The organism is Micromonospora sp. DT227 (assembly GCF_049841835.1).
Taxonomy (GTDB): domain Bacteria; phylum Actinomycetota; class Actinomycetes; order Mycobacteriales; family Micromonosporaceae; genus Micromonospora.
Genome location: NZ_JBNCLA010000004.1, coordinates 254,009 through 274,027, shown reverse-complemented (window position 1 = coordinate 274,027; position 20,019 = coordinate 254,009). Strand labels below are relative to the sequence as shown.

Here is a 20,019-nt window from a genome sequence, read left to right as displayed (position 1 = left end):
TTCATGAACATCTGCGTCGTCGCGCTCGGAAAGATCGGCCTGCCGCTCGCCGTGCAGTTCGCCTCGAAGGGGCACCGGGTGCTCGGTGCCGACGTCTCCGAGCGGGTCGTCCAGCTGGTCAACGACGGTGCCGTGCCCTTCCCGGGTGAGGCCGACCTGGACGTCAAGCTGAAGGAGGCGGTCGCCGCCGGGCTGCTGTCGGCCACCACCGACACCGCCGCCGCGGTCGCCGAGTCGGAGGCGGTCGTCGTGGTCGTGCCGCTGTTCGTGGACGCCGAGGGCGTGCCGGACTTCGGCTGGATGGACGACGCCACCCGGGCCATCGCCCGTGGCCTCAAGCCGGGCACGCTGGTCAGCTACGAGACCACGCTGCCGGTCGGCACCACCCGCAGCCGCTGGGCGCCGATGCTGTCCGAGGGCTCCGGCCTCACCGCGGGCACCGACTTCCACCTGGTGTTCAGCCCCGAGCGGGTGCTCACCGGCCGGGTCTTCGCCGACCTGCGCCGCTACCCGAAGCTGGTCGGCGGCATCGACGAGGCGTCCGCCGCGCACGGCGTGCGGTTCTACGAGGCGGTGCTCGACTTCGACGAGCGGGCCGACCTGGACAAGCCCAACGGCGTGTGGGACCTCGGTTCGGCGGAGGCGTCCGAGCTGGCCAAGCTCGCCGAGACGACCTACCGGGACGTGAACATCGGCCTGGCGAACCAGTTCGCCCGCTTCGCGGACACGGTCGGCGTGGACGTCACCAAGGTGATCGAGGCGTGCAACACCCAGCCGTACAGCCACATCCACTCGCCGGGCATCGCGGTCGGCGGCCACTGCATCCCGATCTACCCGCGGATGTACCTGTGGAACGACCCGGCGGCCACCGTGGTCCGCTCGGCGCGCGAGGCCAACGCCGCGATGCCGGACTACGCGGTCGACCTGCTCGCCGCCGCGTACGGCGACCTGACCGGGGTGGGCGTGCTGGTGCTGGGCGCCGCCTACCGGGGCGGCGTGAAGGAAACCGCCTTCTCGGGTGTCTTCCCGACCGTGGAGGCGCTGCGCCGCCGGGGCGCGACCCCGTACGTCGCCGACCCGATGTACTCGAACGAGGAGCTGGCCGCGCACGGCCTGCCCGGCTACGACGGTGAGCCGGTCGGCGCGGCGGTGATCCAGGCCGACCACGCGGAGTACCGCAACCTCACCCCGGCCGACCTGCCGGGCGTGACGGTGCTGGTGGACGGCCGTCGGGTCACCGACCCGGCCCGCTGGGCGGGCGTGCGCCGGGTGGTCATCGGCGGTTGATCAGGCTGCGCGGCGGGCCCCGGCCGGGCCGGCCGGGGCCCGCTTCGTGCTGTGCCCGGTCGGGTACCGGGCGGGAAAGTCGTCGTCCGATGTTCACCTCTCGGACACCCCGGTAATACTTGCGTCACTTGACCCGTTTAGGGTCGCAGCCGTCCGGTATCGGGCCTTGCCGACATTCGGCGGGCAGACAGGGAGCGTGTCGTTGTTCAGCAGAGTACGCAGCCAGCAGGGCCTCGCCGCGGTGGGCGCGACGCTCCTCGGGTACGGCGTCATGATCCTCGCCGGGTCGCTCGGCCTGGTTATCCCGTACGCGGTGGCCGCGGTGGTCGCCCTCGCCGGTGAACTGGCGCTCGCCACCCGGTACGCCGAAACGGCCGAGCTGCTCGCCAAGGCCGGTGTGGGCGCCACGTTCCGGCGGCTGCTGCGGGACCTGTCGGTGGTCCTGCTGGTGCTCGCCGCCGTGCGTCCGGGCGTGGCCGGCACGGTCGCGGTGCTGCTGCCCGCCGCGCTGTGGACCCTCGCCGTGCTCACCACCGCCGTGACGAAGACGATCGACGGGCGGGTCGACCCGCCGGCGTACACCCGCAACATCGACCTCGGCGCGCTGCGCCGCGTCCCGGTGCCGCCGGCCTGGGCGCGCGGGCTGGCCGGGCTGCGGATGCCGCTGCTCAACGTGCTGCTGGTGCCGGCGGCGGTGGTGGCCGCCGCGCTGGACCGGGTCGCCCCCGTGGTGCTCACCGGCCTGGTCACGCTGGTCGCCGGTCTGGTCACCGCCGTGGTGCTGGCGCTGACCGCGCTGCGCGGCCGGGGCGGGACGCCGGGCGTGCTGCCCGCCGTGCACGACTGGCTGGCCCGGGAACAGCCCGAGGTGGCGCTCTACTTCGCCGGCCCGGCCAAGGACGTCTACCAGGCCAACATGTGGCTCGCGCCGCTGGAGGCGACCGGTCGCCGCGCGGTGGTGCTGCTGCGCGCCGCGGACGCGTTCGGCCAGCTCGCCGACACCCGGCTGCCGGTGATCTGCGTGCCGGCCGGCGTCGACTTCATGAACCTCGACCTGGGCTCGCTGCGGGTCGCGCTGTACGCGGCGAACGTCGGCGCCAACATCCACCTGCTGCGCGAGCCGGGCGTGAAGCACGTCTTCGTCGGCCACGGCGACAGCGACAAGGCGGCCAGCGTCAACCCGTACAGCAAGGTGTACGACGAGGTGTGGGTGGCCGGTCCCGCCGGCCGGGAGCGGTACGCCCGGGCCGGCGTCGGCGTGCTGGACCGCGACATCGTGGAGGTGGGCCGCCCGCAGCTCGCCGGCGTGCACACGTTCGGCTCCGGCGCCACCGACCACGCGTTCACCGTGCTCTACGCGCCGACCTGGGAGGGCTGGCTGGACGACGACCCCTACCACACCTCGCTGGTGCTGATGGGGGAGCGGATCGTGGCCGGGCTGCTGGCCGCCGGGAACCTGCGGGTGGTCTACAAGCCGCACCCGTTGACCGGCACCCGCTCGCCGAAGGCCAGGGCGGCGCACGAGCGGATCGTGGCCCGGATCCGGGCCGCCGGCGGCGACACCGACCCGACCTCGCTCGACGGCGCCGCGCACCTGGTGGTCACCGGCCGCACGCCGGCGCTGTTCGACTGCTTCAACGTCACCGACCTGCTGGTCAGCGACGTGTCCAGCGTGGTCTCCGACTTCGTGCAGAGCGAGCGGCCGTACGTGGTGGCGAACCCGGCCGGGCTGTCCGAGGACGAGTTCCGCCGGCAGTTCCCCACCGCGCGGGCGGCGTACCTGCTCTCGGCGGACTGCGGCGAGCTGACCAAGATCCTGGACGTGACCCGGGTCGGCGACGACCCGATGACCGAGGCGCGGCGGGAGCTGAAGGAATACCTGCTCGGCCCGGCCGGGTCCAATCCGATGGACCGCTTCCGGGACGAGATCGGCCGGCTCTGCGGCTGACCGGCGCACCGACGCGCGGGGGCGACGACCGGATCTCGTCGCCGCCCCCGTCGCGCGTTCAGCCCTGCCGCGGCGGGTTGTCGACGTCCCGGGAGACCACCTCGCCCTTCGCGTCGACCCAGCCCTTGGGGCGGGCCGGGTTGCCGGCGACGAGCTGGTACGGCTGGACGTCCCGGGTGACCACCGAACCGGCCGCGATCATCGCGTACTCGCCGACCTCGATGCCGCACACCAGCGTGGCGTTGGCGCCGATCGACGCGCCGCGGCGGACCAGCGTCGGGGTGATCGTCCAGTCCGGATTCTGGGCACGCGGCCGGAAGTCGTTGGTGAACACCGCGCACGGCCCGACGAAGACCTCGTCCTCGATGGTCACGCCCTGGTAGACGGAGACGTTGTTCTGGATCTTCACCCGGTCACCGACCGTGACGCTCGCGTCGACGTACACGTTGCGGCCGATCACGCAGCCGGCACCGACCTGGGCGCTCGACCGGATGTGGGCCAGGTGCCAGACCTTGGTGCCGTCGCCGACCTGGGCGCCGTCCTCGACGTCGGCCGTCGGGTGGACGAAGACGGAGGCGGACCGGTCGTTGCTGTCAGTCATTTCCACTCGCATCGTTGCGGGGCGCGTCGCGCCGTCGGGCGGGGCTCGACGCAGCATAACGAGCGCCTCAGGTGATCAGTTCGGCCACCGCGTCGGCGGCCGGCCGGTCCGCCGGCAGCGCGTGCGCGGCGACCACCGCGTCGACCGGCAGCGCGGCGTACAGGTGCGGGAAGAGCGCGCCGTCGCGGGACTCCTCCCAGCGCAACGCGTCGCCGAGCCGCGCCTCGTCCACCGCGAGCAGCGTGAGGCCGGTGACGCCGGCGAAGTGCCGGCGCGCGGTCTCCACCACCTGCCCGGCGGCGGAGAGGTGGAGGTAGCCGTCCTGCCGGTCCAGGGCGGTGCCGGCGAAGCTCCCGGCCGCCCGCGCCGCCCGCCACTCGTCGTCGGCGAGAATCTTGTAGATCACCACCGCAGCCTAGAACGGCCCTCGCGTCCGGGCGACGCGTCTGCCACCATTCCGGGGGCAACAGGTCGAGCGGACGGAGAGACACGGGTGCGGATCCTCCTGGTCGAGGACGACCGACGGGTCGCCGCGGCGCTGTCGTCCGCGCTGACCCGCCGGGGGTACCAGGTGGAGCACGCCGCCACGGTGGCCGCCGCGCTCTCCGCCGCCCCCTGCGACCTGGTGCTGCTCGACCTGACGCTGCCCGACGGCGACGGCACCGACCTGTGTCGCGAGCTGCGCCGGCGCAGCAGCCAGCTCGGCATCATCGCGGTGACCGCCCGGGGCGAGGAACGCGACCGGGTGCTGGGCCTGCGGCTGGGCGCCGACGACTACGTGGTCAAGCCGTTCTCGATGGTGGAGTTGCAGGCCCGGATCGAGGCGGTGCTGCGCCGCGCCGCGCACACCGTGCCGGAACGCCACCTGATCGAGGCGGGCGAGGTCCGCATCGACGTGGGCGGCCGGACGGTCAGCGTGGCCGGGCGGGCGGTGACGCTGACCCGTAAGGAGTTCGACATCCTGCTGTCGCTGGCCCGCCAGCCGGGGGTGGCGGTGCCCCGGGACCGCATCCTGCTCGACGTGTGGGGCACCACCTGGGCCGACCGGCACACCGTCGAGGTGCACGTCGGTTCGTTGCGCGGCAAGCTCGGCGACCCGACGCTGGTGGAGACCGTACGCGGGGTCGGCTACCGGCTCCGCACCACGTGAGGAGGCCGCGGTGCGCCGCCGGTTGGTGATCAGCTACCTGCTGCTGATGGTGCTGGTGCTGCTCGCGCTGGAGACCCCGCTGGCGGTGACGCTGGCCTCCCGGGAGACCGACCGGGTCCGGGCCGACCGGCTCGCCGACGCCACCCGCTTCGCGTCGCTGGCCGGTCCGGCGTTGCGCGGCGGCAGCCCCGGCCCGCTGGACGGGGAACTGGCCGCCTACGACGACCTCTACCGCATCGGCGCGGCGGTGCTGGACCGGGACCGCCGGACCGTCGCCGCGTCGTCCCGGTGGGAGCCGGGCGCGGGCACCGGCCCGGCGGTCGACACCGCGCTGTCCGGGCAGCAGTTCAGCGGCCCGGAGTCGGTCTGGCCCTGGGTGGACGGGCCGCTGGTGACGGCCGTGCCGATCAACGACGGCGGTGAGGTGCTCGGCGCGGTGGTCACCACCACCCCGGCCGACGGGGTGCGCCGCACCGTCACGGTGTGGTGGCTGATGCTGGCCGGCATCGGCCTGCTCGCGGTGCTGGCCTGTGTCTCCACCGCGTTCGGGCTGGCCGGCTGGGTGCTGCGCCCGGTCACCGAGCTGGACGCGGCGACCCACGAGATCGCCGAGGGGCGCCGCACCGCCCGGGTCCGGCCCCGCCTCGGCCCGCCGGAGCTGCGCCGGTTGGCGACCAGCTTCAACCACATGGTCGACGCGGTCTCCGACGTGATGGACCGGCAGCGGGCCTTCGTCGCGCACGCCAGCCACCAGCTCCGCAACCCGTTGACCGCGCTGCGGCTGCGGGTGGAGGAGCTGGGCCCCAGCCTCACCGACCCGGACGGCCGGGCCGAGCACCGGCTGGCGCTGGAGGAGACCGACCGGCTGGCCACCGTGCTCGACGCGCTGCTGACGCTGGCCCGGGCCGAGCGGGAGGAGAACCAGCGGGTCACCGTGGACGCGGGCGCGGCCGCCGCGTCCCGGGTCGCGGCGTGGCTGCCGCTGGCCCGGCACCGGGCGGTCACGCTCCGGCTCGACCCGGTCGACACGCCGGCGTACGCCCGGACCGTGCCGACCGCGATCGACCAGGCGCTCGACGCGTTGATCGACAACGCGGTCAAGTTCAGCGGCGCCGGGGGAGAGGTGACGGTGACCGTCCGCCCGGCCGACGGCGGGACGGCGCTGACCGTGGCCGACACCGGTCCCGGCATGACGGCCAGCCAGCTCGACCAGGCCACCGAGCGGTTCTGGCGGGCGCCGGACGCGCAGAACGTGGACGGCGCGGGGCTGGGGCTGACCATCGCCGCGGTGCTCGTCGACGCGTCCGACGGCCGGCTGACCATGCGCCAGGGCGAGCCCCTGGGACTGGTCGCCGAGCTGTGGTTCCCGGCGCCGCCCGCCGACGCCGGCGCCCTCGACCCGGCCGACGGGCCGGCCGCGCCGCAGCGCCACGACGAGCCGGTCGGCCGCTGACCCCGGTCAGGGCTTGGCGTCGCGGTACCACCGGGCCGCGCCCGGGTGCAGCGGCAGCGGGGTGGTCACGATCGCCGACCGGGGGCTCATCCGGCCGGCCGCCGGATGCGCCGCGGCCAGCTCCTCCCGGCGTTCCATCAGCAGCCGGGTCACCTCGCGCACCAGGTCGGCGGGGAGGCTGGCGCGGACGATCAGGTAGTTCGGGTTGGCCACCGTGCTGACCGGCTCCGCCTGGTAGACCGAGCGGGGAATGTCCCGGGTGACGTAGACCTGCCCGTACGCGCGCCGCAGCGGCTCGGTCCAGTCGCCCAGGTCCACCATCCGCAGTGCGGTGCGGTGGGCCAGCTCGGCGACGCCCCGCACCGGCAGGCCGCCGGAGAAGAAGAACGCGTCGATCCGCCCCTCGCGCAGCGCGGCCACCGAGTCGTCCAGCCCCAGGTGCTCCTGGCGGATCCGGGCGCCGCCGAGCTGCGCCACCTCCAGCAGCCGGGTGGCGGTCACCTCGGTGCCGGAGCCGTCGGCGCCCACCGAGACCCGCCGGCCCCGCAGGTCGGCCAGCGTGCGAACCGGGCCGCCGGCGGTGGTCACCAGGTGCAGCAGGTCGTCGTAGACGCGGGCCACGGCGAGCACGGCCGGGTGGGCCGGCTCCCGGGGCGGCAGCACGTCGGCCTGGGTGAAGCCCAGCTCCGCGTCACCGGCGCCGACCAGCCGGACGTTCTGCGCGGAGGCGGCGGTCACCACCACGTCCGCCCGCACCCCGGGCAGCTCCCGGTTGAGCAGCGCGGCGAGCGACTGGCCGAAGGCATGGTAGACGGCGGTCGGGCTGCCGGTGGCGATCCGGATCCGCACCGGTTCGGTGGGCTCGTCCCGGCAACCGGCCACCCCGGCGACGAGCAGCAGCAACGCCAGCGGGGCCGCGATCCGGCGCCGGCCGCGCGCAGACCAGTGTCGGTTCACGCGCTGCACTCTGCGCCGTGCACCCGCCGCCGCGCAAGCCCGCCGCCGGGACCGGTCAGCCCAGGGCGGCGCTCTCGGTGATCCGGGCCCGGTGCTCGCCGTTGGCGACGCTCACCAGGAAACAGCCCGAACCCGGTCGCAACGCCGCCGGCACCTCCAGCAGCGCCGCGCCGCGCACCAGCACCGCCGCCAGGTCCCGGTCGGTGAGCCGGATGCCGAGGCAGTGCCGGCGTACGTGCCGGCCGCCGGCGAGCAGCGCGGCCCGCCAGACCGCGGTGGCCAGCCGGGGACGCCAGACGCGGCGGGCCGTCGACGCGCCCGGGAACGGCCCGCCGAGCAGCTCGCGACGGCCCTGCCGCCAGCCTGCCGCCAGCAGGTTCGCGTATGTCGACCGGTGCTCCGGGAGCACCGACAGCCGGTGCAGCTCGTACCGGCGGCGCAGCCCACCGGTGGTCAGCTCGTGCGCGACCGGCACGTCGAGCCGGCGCAGCAGGTGCCGCATCCGGTGCGCCGCGTCCTCCCGGTTGAACTCGGCGATCCCGCCCCGGTACGGGTCGACGTCGAGCCGGCGGACGTGCGCGGCCGGCGGCGTCGTGCAGCGCACCAGGCAGGCGAGTTCGAAGGCGTCGGTCAGGGTCGGCCAGTCCAGCGGTGGGGGCGACGACGGGCGCGGCCGGTCGAGCAGCGTGGTGGGCTCGGAGAGCATCGGCACAGCTCCTTGGTCGGCGTCGTGGCCCCTCTACCGTGGCCCGCACCGCCGGGCCGGGGAACCGCTGCGCCCGAGCCTTGAGCAAAACTTGCGCGAAGCCGCGCTCAGAGTTCGGTGACGACCACGTCGAGCAACCGGGGCCGGCCGGGCGTGCGGGGGCCCTCCTCGACCGTGTGCCCCAGCTCGCGCAACGCCCCCACCAGCGCGGCGGCGCTGCGCGGGCGGGCGTCGGCGACGAGCAGGTCCCGGACCAGCCGGCCCTTGGTGGCCTTGTTGAAGTGGCTCACCACGGACCGGGACGGGGTGCCGTCCACCAGCCGTTCGTGCAGCACCCGCACCGTCACCGTCCGGTCGGCGAGCGGGCCCGACGGCGTCCAGGTGGCCGCGTACGCGCCGGAGCGCAGGTCCAGCACCGGGCCGCGACCCGCCGCCGCCGTCACGGCCGGGTCCAGCGCGGCCCGCCAGTACGCCGACAGCGCCCCGATCCCCGGCAGCCGTGCCCCGACCGGGCAGCGGTACGGCGGCACCCGGTCGGTGAGCCGCACCGCGCCCCACAGGCCGGAGCTGATCAGCACCGACCGGCGGGCGGCCCGCTGCGCCGCCGGGGCAAGCGTGGCCAGGTCGAGCGCCTCGTAGAGCACCCCGGTGTAGAGCCGCCCGGCCGGTGCGGTCGCCGCCACCCGCAGGCGCGCGTTGCGGCGCAGCTCGCCGCGCTGTCCCTCGCTCAGCCCCAGCGCGTCCCGGGCGGCGGTCTCGTCCGGCCCGGCGCACAGCGCGACGAGCGCGTCCAGCACCGCGTCCCGGGCCGGGTTCAGCTCGGGCAGGGAGAGCCGGGACAGGTCCAGCCGGCGGCCGGTGCCGGCGTCGGCCTTGCCCTCGGACGGGGGCAGCAGGATGAGCATCGGCACAGCGTACGGGCGGGCGTCAGCGCCACGGTCGCACGGCACGCTCCGGGTGGTACACGCGACTGCGCCCCACCTCGGCCACCACCGCCGCGTCGGCCCGCCCGCCCAGCAGCCGCCGCAGGGCGCGTTCGGCCGGCGACCCGACCGCCACCACGTACCCGGGGCGGGCCGCCCGGGCCACCCGCTGCCAGTACGCCGGGTAGCGGTTCTGCCCCGGGGTCAGGTTGCCGTCCAGCACGCCGCAGGCCACCGCCTCGCCGGTGTTGAAGATCAGCCGGTTGCAGGTCCAGTAGTCGCCGTACACCTCGTGCAGCCCGGCGCGCCGCACCGCGCCGGCCAGCCGGCGGGCGTCCCGCTCGTCGGCGCGGATCCCGGGCAGGCCGACCAGGAACGTCGCGGTGCCGGCCAGCGTGGCGGCGGTCAGCCCGGCCAGCAGCACGGCGGCCGGCCCGCCGCGCAGCCGGTCCGCCCGACCGGCGGTGGCCCGCAGCGCGGGCGCGGCGGCCCGCCAGAGCGGCCAGAGCACCGCCGGCAGCGACACCTGGAGCACCGACAGGTAACGCGCGTCGCCCAGCGGGTCGGTGGCGGCGAGCGGGCTGCGCACGTACGCCAGCAGCGTCAACGCGGCGCCGGCGACCAGCGCGAGGATCGTCGTGGCCCGGACCCGCGCGGCCGGGTCCCCGGCCCGGCGGTACGCGACCACGCCGAGCCCGGCGGCGGTCACCAGCAGCACCGGGTAGAGCACGCCGAACCACTGCGCCCAGCGCGCGCAGCCGTCCATCGGGCAGAGCCCGGACGCCAGCGGCACCCCCTCCAGCAGCCCGCCGTGCAGCCGCGCCGTGAGCGACGGGGCGACGCCCTCCTTCGTGCTGATCTCCCGGAACACCGACAGGGAGTCCTGCCCGGGCGGCGCCACCACGTTGTCCTTGATCATCGGTGCGACGCCGGCCAGGAAACCGACGACCAGCAGCACGCCCGGCCAGCCGATCAGGTCCCGGGGCGCGGCCAGCACCAGCACCACGCCGGCCGCCAGCAGGTAGGGCGTGATCAGCCAGTCCGACCAGAGCGCCAGCCCGGTGAGCAGGCCGAACGCGCCGGTGGCGAGCCAGCGGTGCCGGACCCGCCGCTCGCCGAGCGCGACCGCGAGCAGCAGCAACGCCAGGACCGCCGGTTTGACCTCGGGCCGGCCGCCGACCACGGTGAGCTGGTCCCGGACCACCCGCTCCGAGCCGAGCGCCAGCAGGCCCACCACGGCCACCGCCAGCCCGGGGGAGAAGAGCCGGCGTGTCAACCGGTACGCCAGCCACAGGAAGACCGCGTAGAGCGCGAGCAGTGGCAGCCGCAGCACCGGCCAGCTCGCCCCGGCCCAGCCCACCAGCGGCGCGGCCAGGTACGACTCCAGCATCCCCATGTAGCGCTGGCCGTAGAGGAAGACCGGCCGTTCGTGGCCGTCGGCGATGTGCAGCGCGGCCAGGCCGAACGTGGCCTCGTCGCTGTTCGAGGCGGGCACCGTGAACAGGGTCAGCACCAGTCGGTAGCCGACCCCGGCCGCGCCGAGCAGCAACGCCACCAGCGCCGGCGCGTCCGGGTTGCGCTTCGCTGTCGACACGACCCAGGCCCCCGTCGTCGCCCTCGACCGCAGTCTGACACGCTGCTCACCCGGTGCCGGGGCGGATCGGCGGAGATCACTCGCGTGGCCGGGCCCGGCCGGTTGTGGCAGGGTTGGCACGTGCCGCCCACACCACCGGACCAGCTCGCCGTGCCCCAACTGCACCGCGCCGCGCGCATCGAGGACGCGCTGCACGGCCTGGTGGAGCGCCGGTTGCGGCGCACCGGGTGGCAGCCCAACATCATCGCGTACGCCGGCTACGGCGCGCCGGGCTGGGCGCGGGTGCTCTGCCGCGTGCTGCTGGGCCGACCGGACACCCGCCGCCGGGGCCGGCTGGACAAGGTGCGCGGCTGGCGCAGCTTCGCCACGCTGCCGGCCAAGCACGCCCGGGTGACCATCGAGGTCAACGGCGTGCGCCACGAGGTCACCGCGGACCGCAGCGGTTTCGTCGACACCGTCGTCGAGGGTGACTTCACGCCCGGCTGGGGCTGCGTACGCCTGAGCGTGGCGGACGCCGAGCCGGTGGAGGCGCTGGTGCGCGTCCTCGACCCGAACGTCCGGTTCGGCATCCTCTCCGACATCGACGACACGGTCATGGTGACCGCGCTGCCCCGGCCGATGCTCGCCGCGTGGAACACGTTCGTGCTCGACGAGCACGCCCGCAACGCCGTGCCCGGCATGGCGGTGCTCTACGAGCGCCTGGCCACCGCCCACCCGGGCGCGCCGGTCTTCTACCTCTCCACCGGCGCCTGGAACGTCGCGCCGACGCTGACCCGGTTCCTGTCCCGGCACCTGTACCCGGCCGGGCCGCTGCTGCTCACCGACTGGGGGCCGACCGCCGACCGCTGGTTCCGCAGCGGGCGGGAGCACAAGCGGGCCACGCTGGCCCGGCTGTCCCGGGAGTTCCCCGAGGTGCGCTGGCTGCTGATCGGCGACGACGGGCAGCACGACCCGGAGATCTACCGGGAGTTCGCGGCCGCCCATCCGGACAATGTGGCCGGCGTGGCGATCCGGCGACTCTCGCCGACGCAGTCCGTGCTCGCCGGCAGCCTCCCCGCGCCGCAGGGACGGTCCTCCTCCGGCCCGATCGGCCAGAAGTGGCTCAGCGCCCCCGACGGCGCCGGCCTGTGGAAACTCCTCCGCGAAGCCGACCTGGTCTGACCGCCGGGCTCCGGGGTCAGTTCTGGCGGAGCCAGAGGACGCCGAGCGGGGGGACCTGGAGGGCCGCCGAGGCGGGCAGGCCGTGCCACGGGACGTTCTCCGCGTGCACCTCGCCCAGGTTGCCCACCCCCGACCCGCCGTAGTGGTGGGCGTCGGTGTTCAGCGCCTCGGTCCAGGTGCCGCCCGCCGGCAGGCCGATCCGGTAGTCCGCCAGCGGCGTCGCGGAGAAGTTCGCCACGCACACCAGCGTCCCGCCGTCCGGGGCGATCCGGATGAACGAGACCGCGTTGTTGGCGACGTCGTCCCCGGCGATCCAGCGGAACCCGGCCGGGTCGGTGTCCTGCGCCCAGAGCGCCGGCGTGGCCCGGTAGGCGCGGTTCAGGTCGGCGACCAGGCGCTGCACGCCGGCGCGGGCCGGGTCGTGGGTCAGGTACCAGTCGAGGCCGCGTTCCTCGCTCCACTCCCGGTCGTCGGCCAGCTCGCAGCCCATGAAGAGCAACTGCTTGCCCGGGTGCGCCCACATGTACGCCAGCAGCGCCCGCACGTTCGCCAGCCGCTGCCAGGTGTCGCCCGGCATCTTGCCCGCGAGCGAGCCCTTGCCGTGCACCACCTCGTCGTGGCTGATCGGCAGCACGTAGTTCTCGCTCCACGCGTACGCCAGGGAGAACGTGAGCTGGTGGTGGTGGTGCTGGCGGTAGATCGGGTCCTTCGAGGTGTAGAGCAGGGTGTCGTGCATCCAGCCCATGTTCCACTTGAACCCGAAGCCGAGCCCGCCGTCCGAGGTCGGCCGCGTCACGCCCGGCCAGGCGGTGGACTCCTCGGCGACCATCAGCACGCCCGGATGGTGCCGGTAGGCGGTCGCGTTGACCTCCTGGAGCAGCGCGATGGCCTCCAGGTTCTCCCGGCCGCCGTGCACGTTCGGGGCCCACTGCCCCTCCGGCCGGGAGTAGTCGAGGTACAGCATCGAGGCGACCGCGTCGACCCGCAGCCCGTCGACGTGGAACTCGTCCAGCCAGTAGAGCGCGTTGGCGACCAGGAAGTTGCGCACCTCGTTGCGCCCGAAGTCGAAGACGTACGTGCCCCAGTCGGGCTGCTCGCCGCGGCGCGGGTCGGGGTGCTCGTAGAGCGGGGCGCCGTCGAAGCGCGCGAGGGCCCACTCGTCGGTGGCGAAGTGCCCCGGCACCCAGTCGAGGATGACCCCGATGCCGGCGGCGTGCAGCCGGTCGACCAGGTGGCGGAAGTCGTCCGGGTCGCCGAAGCGGGCGGTGGGCGCGTAGAAGCCGGTGACCTGGTAACCCCACGAGCCGCCGTACGGGTGCTCCATCACCGGCAGCAGCTCCACGTGCGTGAAGCCCATCTCGGTGACGTACGCGGTCAACTGCTCGGCCAGCTCGCGGTAGCCGAGGCCGGGCCGCCACGAGCCCAGGTGCACCTCGTACACGCTCATCGGCTCCTCGTGCGGTCGCCGCGTCGCCCGGCGCTCCAGCCACTCCGCGTCGCCCCACGCGTACGCCGAATGGTGCACCACCGACGCGGTGGCCGGCGGCACCTCGGTGCGGGTGGCCATCGGGTCGGCCTTGTCCCGCCACCGGCCGTCGGCGCCGAGAATGCGGTACTTGTAGCGGCTGCCGGCCGGCACGCCGGGCAGGAAGACCTCCCACACGCCGCTGGACCCGAGCGAGCGCATCGGCCAGCCGTCGTCCGGCCCCCAGCCGGTGAAGTCGCCGACCACCCGCACGCCGCGCGCGTTGGGCGCCCAGACCGTGAACGCCACGCCCTCGTCGAAGGCCCGGGCGCCGAGCGCCGACCAGAGCCGCTCGTGCCGCCCCTCGCCGATCAGGTGCAGGTCCAGGTCGCCGAGCGTGGGCGGGTAACGGTACGGGTCGTCGAGTGTCGCGCCGTCCACCTCGACCCGGTAGTCGAGCACCTCGCCGGGCACCACCGACTCGAAGACGCCGACGTCGTGCACCCGCTTCATCGGGTGCCGTTCCCCGTCGACGAGCAGCGTCACCTCACCCGCGCCCCGGCGCAGCGTGCGGATCGTGGTGCTCCCGTCGGCCGGGTGCGCGCCGAGCACGGCGTGCGGGTCGTGCGCCTCGCCGGCGATCAGCTGGTCCATCGTGCGTCGTCCTTCTCGGCCGGTGCGGTCGGTGCGGTGCCGCCGGAGAGGTCGGCGGGTACGTCTTCGACGGTCAGGTCGGGCGTCGCCTGGTGCGCCGGCTCGGCGTCGGCCGGTGGCGCGGGCTGACGCACGGTCAACACGTGCGCCGGTTGCAGGTACGGGTCGAGGCGCACCGCGTTGCGCTGCCCCCAGTCGTACTCCGCGCCGGTCAGCTCGTCGCGCACGGTGAACCGCTCGTGCCAGTCGAACCCGAGCGCCGGCATGTCGAGCGTGGTGTTGCCCCACTGCACCGTGCGGGAGTCGAACGAGCAGACCACGATCACCGTGTTGCCGGTCGCCGGGTCGTGCTTCGACCAGCACAGCAGCGCCGGGTTGTCGATGTCGTGGAAACGCAGGTTGCGGAGCTGGTGCAGGGCCGGGTTGTCGCGCCGGACCCGGTTGAGCGTGGTGATGAACGGCGCCAGCGACCGCCCGCGCGCCAGCGCGCCGGCCCAGTCGCGGGGCCGCAGCTCGTACTTCTCGTTGTCCAGGTACTCCTCGGCGCCCGGACGCGCGACGTGCTCGAACAGCTCGAAGCCGGCGTACATGCCCCAGGAGGGGCTGAGCAGCGCGGCCAGCACCGCCCGGATCTTGAACATCGGCGGCCCGCCGTGCTGCAACGACTCGTGCAGGATGTCGGGCGTGTTGGGCCAGAAGTTCGGCCGCATCCAGTCCGCCGAGGCGACCAGCTCCTCGCAGTACTCCCGCATCTCGGCCGCCGTCGTGCGCCAGGTGAAATAGGTGTACGACTGGGTGAAGCCGATCTTGCCCAGCCCGTGCATGATCGCCGGGCGGGTGAACGCCTCGGCCAGGAACAACACGTCCGGGTCGACGCGCTTCACCTCGGCGATCAGCCAGTGCCAGAAGTCGAACGGCTTGGTGTGCGGGTTGTCGACCCGGAAGATCTTCACGCCCTCGCCGACCCAGTGCCGGACCACCCGCAGCACCTCGGCCCGGATGCCCTCCGGGTCGTTGTCGAAGTTCACCGGGTAGATGTCCTGGTACTTCTTCGGCGGGTTCTCCGCGTACGCGATGCTGCCGTCGGCGCGGGTGGTGAACCACTCCGGGTGCTCGGTGACCCACGGGTGGTCCGGCGCGCACTGCAACGCCAGGTCCATCGCCACCTCCAGGCCCTGCTCGGCGGCGGCGGCGACGAAGTCGCGGAAGTCCTCCGGCGTACCCAGGTCGGGGTGGATGGCGTCGTGGCCGCCCTCGGCCGCGCCGATCGCCCACGGCGAGCCCACGTCGTCCGGCCCGGCGGTGAGCGCGTTGTTGCGGCCCTTGCGGTTGACCCGGCCGATCGGGTGGATCGGCGGCAGGTAGAGCACGTCGAAGCCCATCGCGGCCACGCCGGGCAGCCGGTCGAGCGCGGTGACGAACGTGCCGGAGCGGGCCGGCGCGTCCACGGTGGCCGGGATCGCGCCCTCGGAACGGGGGAAGAACTCGTACCAGGCGGAGAACAACGCGCGCGGCCGGTCCACCCACAGCGTCCGCTCGTCGCCGGTGGTGACCAGCTCACGGACCGGGTACGCCCAGAGCAGCGGCGCGAGGTCCAGCGCCGCGCTCACCCGGTGGGGCAGGCTTCTGGCGTCGTCGGTCAGCGCCTCTGCGGCTTCGCGTACCCGATCGCGGTCGGTCTTCGGCACCAGGTCGAGCGCGGCGGTCAGCACCCGCGCGCCCTCGGCCAGGTCGTTGGCCAGCTCGGCCGGCCCCTGCCCGGCGGCCAGTTTCTTGGTCACCGCGTTCTGCCAGGTGAGGTATGGATCTCCGAACGCCTCGACGGCGAACCGCCACTCGCCGACCGCGTCCGGGCAGATGGTGGCGTGCCAGCGGTCCTGTCCCGGCTCGCCGGGACGCATCCGGGTGAACGGGCGGGCCGCGCCGTCCGGGCCGAGCCAGACCACGTTGCAGCCGAGCGCGTCGTGGCCCTCGCGGTAGGCGCGGGCGGACACCGGCACGACCTCGCCGACCACCGCCTTGGCCGGGTAGCGACCGCAGGCGACGACGGGGGAGACGTCTTCGATCGGGAACCGTCCAGTCACCCGCCCAACCTACTGCGCGAGATCGTCTCGCGCTCGGCAGCGTCCCCGATGCCCCCGTCGGTGCCCTACTGCCGCGCGAAGGGCGTCTCCGGCGTGCGCAGGCACCTGTCGCGTGCCGGCCCTACCAACTTGATGGCGTAAACGGTTCGCCTCGTGACTCGTCCACGCCATCAAGTTCGTAGCGCTGCGCGCACACCCACTGCGCCGCTACGGCGTCTCGCGCCCGGCTCAGGCGGGTGGTTTCGGGGCCACGAACGAGCCCTTGCCCTGGTGCGTGATGATCCAGCCCCGCTCGTCCAGGATGCGCAGTGCGTATCGGACCGGCCAGGCACTCGACTGGTACTGCTCACGCAGTTCGGCGATGGACGGCAACTTGTCGCCGGGATGCAGGGTGCCCGCACGGATCGAGGCCGTGACATCGGCGATGATCTGCTCATACAGCGGGGTCTGCGGCATGGGGGCACCACCTCTCGTCAGCGATCCGATCTTCGCACTCGGAGTGACGCGCCGTGCATGCTCTGTCGACTGTGCAGGCTATGCCTTCTAGGTTGGAGTGGTCGGGTGTTCTCGTCAGCAACGGATCCTCCCGATTCTTCAGTTCCCGGTCGACCGTTCAGGAGGCGTGGATGCGTGAGCTACCGCATGAGGGGCGGGTGCCGGACGGTGACCGGGTGCCCGGCCCACCCCGACCCGAACGCGCGGCGCTGACCCGGCGGCAGTACGCCTACGGCGGGACGGTCGCGTTGCTCGTACTCGCTCTGTTGCTGTTGGGGTTGCTCCGGTGAGCGGGACGGGCCGGCGGTGAACGAGCTGCCGGTGGGTCGCCGCGTCGCCCAGTGGCGGGTGCGGCGCAACCTGACGCAGCAGCAGTTCGCCGACCGCCTCGGCAAGTCGAAAAGCTGGGTGGACAAGGTCGAACGCGGGGTACGCCGGCTGGAACGGGTGTCCAACCTCCGCGAGATCGCCGACGCGCTCCGGATCGACCTGGAGGTCCTGCTCGTCGAGTCGCCGGACCGGTCGCCTGCCCCCGTCGTCGACGTGGAGCGCCTGCGTGCCGCGCTCGCCCGCTACCACCTCCCGACCGCCACTCCACCGCCCGACCCGACGCGGCTGCGTGCCCGGCTGGAACACGCGGAGCAGAGCTACCGGCATGCCCGCTATCCGGCGCTGCTCGCCCTGCTGCCCGACCTGATGGACGACGCCCGCGCCGTCCCCGCGGGCCCGACGGCCGACGCGCTGCTGGTGCCGGCGTACGGGCTGGTCGCCCTGACACTGGTGAAGCTCGACCGGGCGGAGCTTGCCTGGCTGGCCGCCGACCGGGCGATCGCCGTCGCCCGGTCCGCCACCGACGTGCGACTCACCGCCATTGCGACCGTGCCGCTGGTCCAGGCACTGCGGGCGGTCGGCCGGCGACGGTCCGCGCGGGACGCCGCACTCGTCGCCGCCCGCCGCGCCGACGACCCCGGCCTACGCGGCGCGCTGCTGTCGCAGGCCGCGCTCGCCGCCGCCGCTCAGGGGGACGGGCCCGCCGCCCGCGAACTGCTCGACCGCGCGGAGCGGGCCGGCGACAAGGAAATCAGCCGGGCGGCGATCGAGGCTGCGCGGGTGGTCGCCTAGGCGGCGCTCGGCGAGGTCACGGCGGCGACGGTACGCCACGAGCGGCTGACCGCCGGCGACGAGTGGCGGTGGCTGCCGGCCGAGCACCGGGCCGCGTACCTGCTCGACGTGGCGCGGCTGCACGCCTCGGTGGGCGACGGGCTCCGCGCCGGTCGGGCGCTGCTGGAGGCCGAACGCACCGCGCGCGGCGAGGTCCACGACCGGCCGGCCGCGCGGGATCTGATCGCCGTGGTGGCGCGGTCGCCGGCCGCCCCGCCCGGCCTGCCCCGTCTCGCCACCGCCCGGCCCGCCTAGGGTTCCCGCATCCGGGCCCGGAGCACGTCGAACTCGCACCCCGGCGCGTCCGGGTCGAAGCCGTGCTCGATCAGCCAGCGCGACGCCAGCAGGCTGCGCAGCGACCACCAGGCGCGGATCGCCTCCCGGTCCGCGTCGGCGCCGTAGCCCGCGAGCAGGTCATCCAGGCGTTCCTCGTGCCCGAGCGTCAGCGTCGCGAGGTCGGCCATGGCGTCCCCGGGAGCGGCCTCGGACCAGTCGATGACGCCGGTGACCTCGTCGCCGTCGACGAACACGTGGGTGATCTGGAGGTCGCCGTGGACGAACACCGGTTTCCGCGGCCGGAGCGCGGCCCCGGCGATCTCCCGGTTACGCCGGATCACCTCGGCGGGCAGGACGGCGTTGGCGAGCAGCCACGCGCACTCGCGGTCGAGTTCCGCCGCCACGTCGTCGAGCCGGCGGCCCGGCCACGGCGGTAACGGCGCGTCGTGCAGCCGCCGGACGGCGGCGCCCGTGGCGGCCCACGCCGCTGGCGACGCGGCCGACGGTTCGCCGAGGAGGCCGAGCGCCGTGCCGGGCACGGCGGCGATCGCGAGTACGGGCGGCTCGTGCCAGCGGACCGCCGGGGTCGGTATCGGGGCCAGGGCCATCGCCCGCACCTCGATGTCGGCGTGCGACGGGTCACCGTCGATCTTCAGGAACACGTCGCCGACGCGCAGCGTCACGCGCTGGCGGTGGGCGACGACGACCTCGACGTCCTGCGTGCCGGACGTCCCGGCGGGCTCTGCCATGTCGGCCATCCTGGCGGGGACGGCCGCCGATGTCGCCGGAGTTTGCCGGCCGGTCGACACCTGTCAACAAGGGGCCCCGCCTCTACCGGAGGCGTTAGGAAGGGGCCCCGCCTTTCACGGAGTGATAGAGGGCGAGGGTTTGGGTGGCGATTGCGGGCCAGGAGAAGTGGTCGACGGCGCGCTGTCGGCCGGCCGCGCCGAATGCCGCGATCCGCGCCGGGTCGGCCAGCAGTTCGTTCATCCGGGCGGCCAGGTCGGCCACGAAGCGTTCCGGGTCACGTGGCGTGCCGGAGCCGTCGGTGGCCTGCTCGATCGGCACCAGCAGCCCGGTCTCGCCGTCGGCGACGACCTCCGGGATGCCGCCGGTGGCGGTGGCCACCACGGCCGTCTCGCAGGCCATCGCCTCCAGGTTGACGATGCCCATCGGCTCGTAGACGGACGGGCAGACGAAGATCGTGGCGTGCGTGAGCACCTGGATCACCTCGTGCTTGGGCAGCATCGCCGCCACCCAGACCACGCCCGAGCGCTTCGCCCGCAGCTCGGCGGCCAGCTCCTGGACCTCGGCGCCGATCTCGGGGGTGTCCGGCGCGCCGGCCAGCAGCACGAGCTGGGTGTCGGCGGGCAGCTCCCGGGCCGCGCGTAGCAGGTACGGCAGGCCCTTCTGCCGGGTGATCCGCCCGACGTAGACCACGCTGGGTCGGGCCGGGTCGATGCCGAGCCGGTCGAGCACGTCGGTGTTCCGGTCCGGGGCGTACTGCGCGGTGTCGATGCCGTTGTAGACCACCCGTACCCGGTCCGGGTCCACCGCCGGGTACGCGGTGAGCACGTCGCGCCGCATGCCCTCGCTCACCGCGATGATCGCGTCGGCGCTCTCGTACGCGGTCCGCTCGCACCAGGAGGAGAGCGCGTACCCGCCGCCGAGCTGTTCGGCCTTCCACGGGCGCAGCGGCTCCAGGCTGTGCGCGCTCACCACGTGCGGCACCCCGTGCAGCAGCTTCGCGGTGTGCCCGGCCAGGTTGGCGTACCAGGTGTGGCTGTGCACCACGTCGGTGCCGGCGGTGCCGGCGGCCATCTCCAGGTCGACGCCCATGACGCGCAGCGCGGCGTTCGCGCCGGCCAGCCCGGCCGGCTCGGCGTACGCGGTGACGCCCGGCTCGTCGCGCGGCGCGCCGAAGCAGTGCACCCGCACGTCGGCGAGGCGGCGCAGCTCGCGGGCCAGGTACTCCACGTGCACCCCGGCCCCGCCGTAGACCTCCGGCGGGTATTCACGGGTGAGCAGGTCGACGCGCATCGGTGCCATGCCCGCACCCTAGTGCAGACCGCCGGATCGCACCGGGTACGCAAGTGTGGCCGTC

Annotated in this window: 19 protein-coding genes; 8 read left to right on the top strand and 11 right to left on the bottom strand. The window is 74.4% G+C overall.

What is annotated here, in order from left to right:
• Positions 1-3: 3 nt before the first annotated feature.
• Both ACLQ2W_RS16440 and ACLQ2W_RS16435 read left to right on the top strand, forming a co-directional pair.
• Complete coding sequence (locus ACLQ2W_RS16440; protein ID WP_425787170.1) at positions 4-1,287, top strand: nucleotide sugar dehydrogenase; 1,284 nt, start codon at positions 4-6, stop codon at positions 1,285-1,287.
• 202 nt (positions 1,288-1,489) lie between these two features.
• The gene (locus ACLQ2W_RS16435) at positions 1,490-3,235 is read left to right on the top strand and encodes a CDP-glycerol glycerophosphotransferase family protein (protein ID WP_425787169.1); all 1,746 of its coding nucleotides are present in this window, start codon (positions 1,490-1,492) and stop codon (positions 3,233-3,235) included.
• Positions 3,236-3,293: 58 nt separating this feature from the next.
• On the opposite strand, the gene ACLQ2W_RS16430 is transcribed toward ACLQ2W_RS16435, so the two are convergent.
• A complete protein-coding gene (locus tag ACLQ2W_RS16430; protein ID WP_425787168.1) occupies positions 3,294-3,836 on the bottom strand; it encodes an acyltransferase in 543 nt (180 codons plus the stop codon).
• 67 nt (positions 3,837-3,903) lie between these two features.
• Positions 3,904-4,242 carry a DUF952 domain-containing protein gene (locus tag ACLQ2W_RS16425; protein ID WP_425787167.1) on the bottom strand — a complete coding sequence of 113 codons (339 nt, stop codon included), beginning with the start codon at positions 4,240-4,242 and terminating at the stop codon, positions 3,904-3,906.
• Between the two features lie 87 nt (positions 4,243-4,329).
• Here ACLQ2W_RS16425 and ACLQ2W_RS16420 point away from each other — a divergent pair, with 87 nt between their 5' ends.
• Both ACLQ2W_RS16420 and ACLQ2W_RS16415 read left to right on the top strand, forming a co-directional pair.
• A complete protein-coding gene (locus tag ACLQ2W_RS16420; protein ID WP_107156668.1) occupies positions 4,330-4,986 on the top strand; it encodes a response regulator transcription factor in 657 nt (218 codons plus the stop codon).
• Positions 4,987-4,996: 10 nt separating this feature from the next.
• Positions 4,997-6,439, top strand: coding sequence for a sensor histidine kinase (locus ACLQ2W_RS16415; protein WP_425787166.1), 1,443 nt, complete (start codon positions 4,997-4,999; stop codon positions 6,437-6,439).
• A 6-nt stretch (positions 6,440-6,445) separates the two neighbouring features.
• Here ACLQ2W_RS16415 and ACLQ2W_RS16410 read toward each other — a convergent pair whose 3' ends face one another.
• The 4 genes from ACLQ2W_RS16410 to ACLQ2W_RS16395 form a co-directional block, all read right to left on the bottom strand.
• Positions 6,446-7,396 (bottom strand): TAXI family TRAP transporter solute-binding subunit, encoded by a 951-nt coding sequence (locus ACLQ2W_RS16410; RefSeq protein ID WP_425787165.1) that lies wholly within the window; start codon positions 7,394-7,396, stop codon positions 6,446-6,448.
• A gap of 55 nt (positions 7,397-7,451) precedes the next feature.
• Positions 7,452-8,102: a hypothetical protein gene (locus ACLQ2W_RS16405; protein WP_405093432.1), complete on the bottom strand. Its 651-nt coding sequence runs from the start codon at positions 8,100-8,102 to the stop codon at positions 7,452-7,454.
• Between the two features lie 107 nt (positions 8,103-8,209).
• Entirely contained in the window at positions 8,210-9,007 is a 798-nt protein-coding gene (yaaA, locus tag ACLQ2W_RS16400; RefSeq protein ID WP_425787164.1) for a peroxide stress protein YaaA, read from the bottom strand.
• Between the two features lie 22 nt (positions 9,008-9,029).
• Positions 9,030-10,619 carry a hypothetical protein gene (locus ACLQ2W_RS16395; protein ID WP_425787163.1) on the bottom strand — a complete coding sequence of 530 codons (1,590 nt, stop codon included), beginning with the start codon at positions 10,617-10,619 and terminating at the stop codon, positions 9,030-9,032.
• 120 nt (positions 10,620-10,739) lie between these two features.
• Here ACLQ2W_RS16395 and ACLQ2W_RS16390 point away from each other — a divergent pair, with 120 nt between their 5' ends.
• Entirely contained in the window at positions 10,740-11,780 is a 1,041-nt protein-coding gene (locus ACLQ2W_RS16390; RefSeq protein WP_425787162.1) for an App1 family protein, read from the top strand.
• Between the two features lie 16 nt (positions 11,781-11,796).
• On the opposite strand, the gene glgB is transcribed toward ACLQ2W_RS16390, so the two are convergent.
• The 3 genes from glgB to ACLQ2W_RS16375 form a co-directional block, all read right to left on the bottom strand.
• On the bottom strand, positions 11,797-13,899 hold the full coding sequence (gene glgB / locus ACLQ2W_RS16385; protein ID WP_425787161.1) for a 1,4-alpha-glucan branching protein GlgB: 2,103 nt from the start codon (positions 13,897-13,899) through the stop codon (positions 11,797-11,799).
• Positions 13,887-15,983: a maltotransferase domain-containing protein gene (locus ACLQ2W_RS16380; protein WP_425787160.1), complete on the bottom strand. Its 2,097-nt coding sequence runs from the start codon at positions 15,981-15,983 to the stop codon at positions 13,887-13,889. The genes glgB and ACLQ2W_RS16380 overlap by 13 nt, the downstream gene beginning before the upstream one ends.
• A gap of 228 nt (positions 15,984-16,211) precedes the next feature.
• Complete coding sequence (locus tag ACLQ2W_RS16375) at positions 16,212-16,439, bottom strand: winged helix-turn-helix domain-containing protein (protein WP_425787159.1); 228 nt, start codon at positions 16,437-16,439, stop codon at positions 16,212-16,214.
• Positions 16,440-16,609: 170 nt separating this feature from the next.
• Here ACLQ2W_RS16375 and ACLQ2W_RS16370 point away from each other — a divergent pair, with 170 nt between their 5' ends.
• The 3 genes from ACLQ2W_RS16370 (at position 16,610) to ACLQ2W_RS16360 (ending at position 17,894) form a co-directional block, all read left to right on the top strand.
• A complete protein-coding gene (locus ACLQ2W_RS16370) occupies positions 16,610-16,768 on the top strand; it encodes a hypothetical protein (RefSeq protein WP_425787158.1) in 159 nt (52 codons plus the stop codon).
• Between the two features lie 16 nt (positions 16,769-16,784).
• A complete protein-coding gene (locus ACLQ2W_RS16365) occupies positions 16,785-17,600 on the top strand; it encodes a helix-turn-helix domain-containing protein (protein WP_425787157.1) in 816 nt (271 codons plus the stop codon).
• Positions 17,601-17,708: 108 nt separating this feature from the next.
• Positions 17,709-17,894 carry a hypothetical protein gene (locus ACLQ2W_RS16360; protein ID WP_425787156.1) on the top strand — a complete coding sequence of 62 codons (186 nt, stop codon included), beginning with the start codon at positions 17,709-17,711 and terminating at the stop codon, positions 17,892-17,894.
• On the opposite strand, the gene ACLQ2W_RS16355 is transcribed toward ACLQ2W_RS16360, so the two are convergent.
• Together ACLQ2W_RS16355 and glgA are read right to left on the bottom strand one after the other, a co-directional pair.
• Positions 17,891-18,664: a phosphotransferase family protein gene (locus ACLQ2W_RS16355; protein WP_425787155.1), complete on the bottom strand. Its 774-nt coding sequence runs from the start codon at positions 18,662-18,664 to the stop codon at positions 17,891-17,893. The two genes, ACLQ2W_RS16360 and ACLQ2W_RS16355, sit on opposite strands and share 4 nt — an antisense overlap.
• Before the next feature lie 94 nt (positions 18,665-18,758).
• Positions 18,759-19,964, bottom strand: a complete 1,206-nt coding sequence (gene glgA, locus ACLQ2W_RS16350) for a glycogen synthase (RefSeq protein WP_425787154.1) — start codon at positions 19,962-19,964, stop codon at positions 18,759-18,761.
• Positions 19,965-20,019 lie beyond the last annotated feature (55 nt).

Coding starts and splice junctions, on each gene's coding strand:
- ACLQ2W_RS16370 (WP_425787158.1), top strand. CDS start 16,610: ATGCGTGAGCTACCGCATGAGGGGCGGGTGCCGGACGGTGACCGGGTG.
- glgB (WP_425787161.1), bottom strand. CDS start 13,899: ATGGACCAGCTGATCGCCGGCGAGGCGCACGACCCGCACGCCGTGCTC.
- yaaA (WP_425787164.1), bottom strand. CDS start 9,007: ATGCTCATCCTGCTGCCCCCGTCCGAGGGCAAGGCCGACGCCGGCACC.
- ACLQ2W_RS16430 (WP_425787168.1), bottom strand. CDS start 3,836: ATGACTGACAGCAACGACCGGTCCGCCTCCGTCTTCGTCCACCCGACG.
- ACLQ2W_RS16355 (WP_425787155.1), bottom strand. CDS start 18,664: ATGGCAGAGCCCGCCGGGACGTCCGGCACGCAGGACGTCGAGGTCGTC.
- ACLQ2W_RS16375 (WP_425787159.1), bottom strand. CDS start 16,439: ATGCCGCAGACCCCGCTGTATGAGCAGATCATCGCCGATGTCACGGCC.
- glgA (WP_425787154.1), bottom strand. CDS start 19,964: ATGGCACCGATGCGCGTCGACCTGCTCACCCGTGAATACCCGCCGGAG.
- ACLQ2W_RS16405 (WP_405093432.1), bottom strand. CDS start 8,102: ATGCTCTCCGAGCCCACCACGCTGCTCGACCGGCCGCGCCCGTCGTCG.
- ACLQ2W_RS16440 (WP_425787170.1), top strand. CDS start 4: ATGAACATCTGCGTCGTCGCGCTCGGAAAGATCGGCCTGCCGCTCGCC.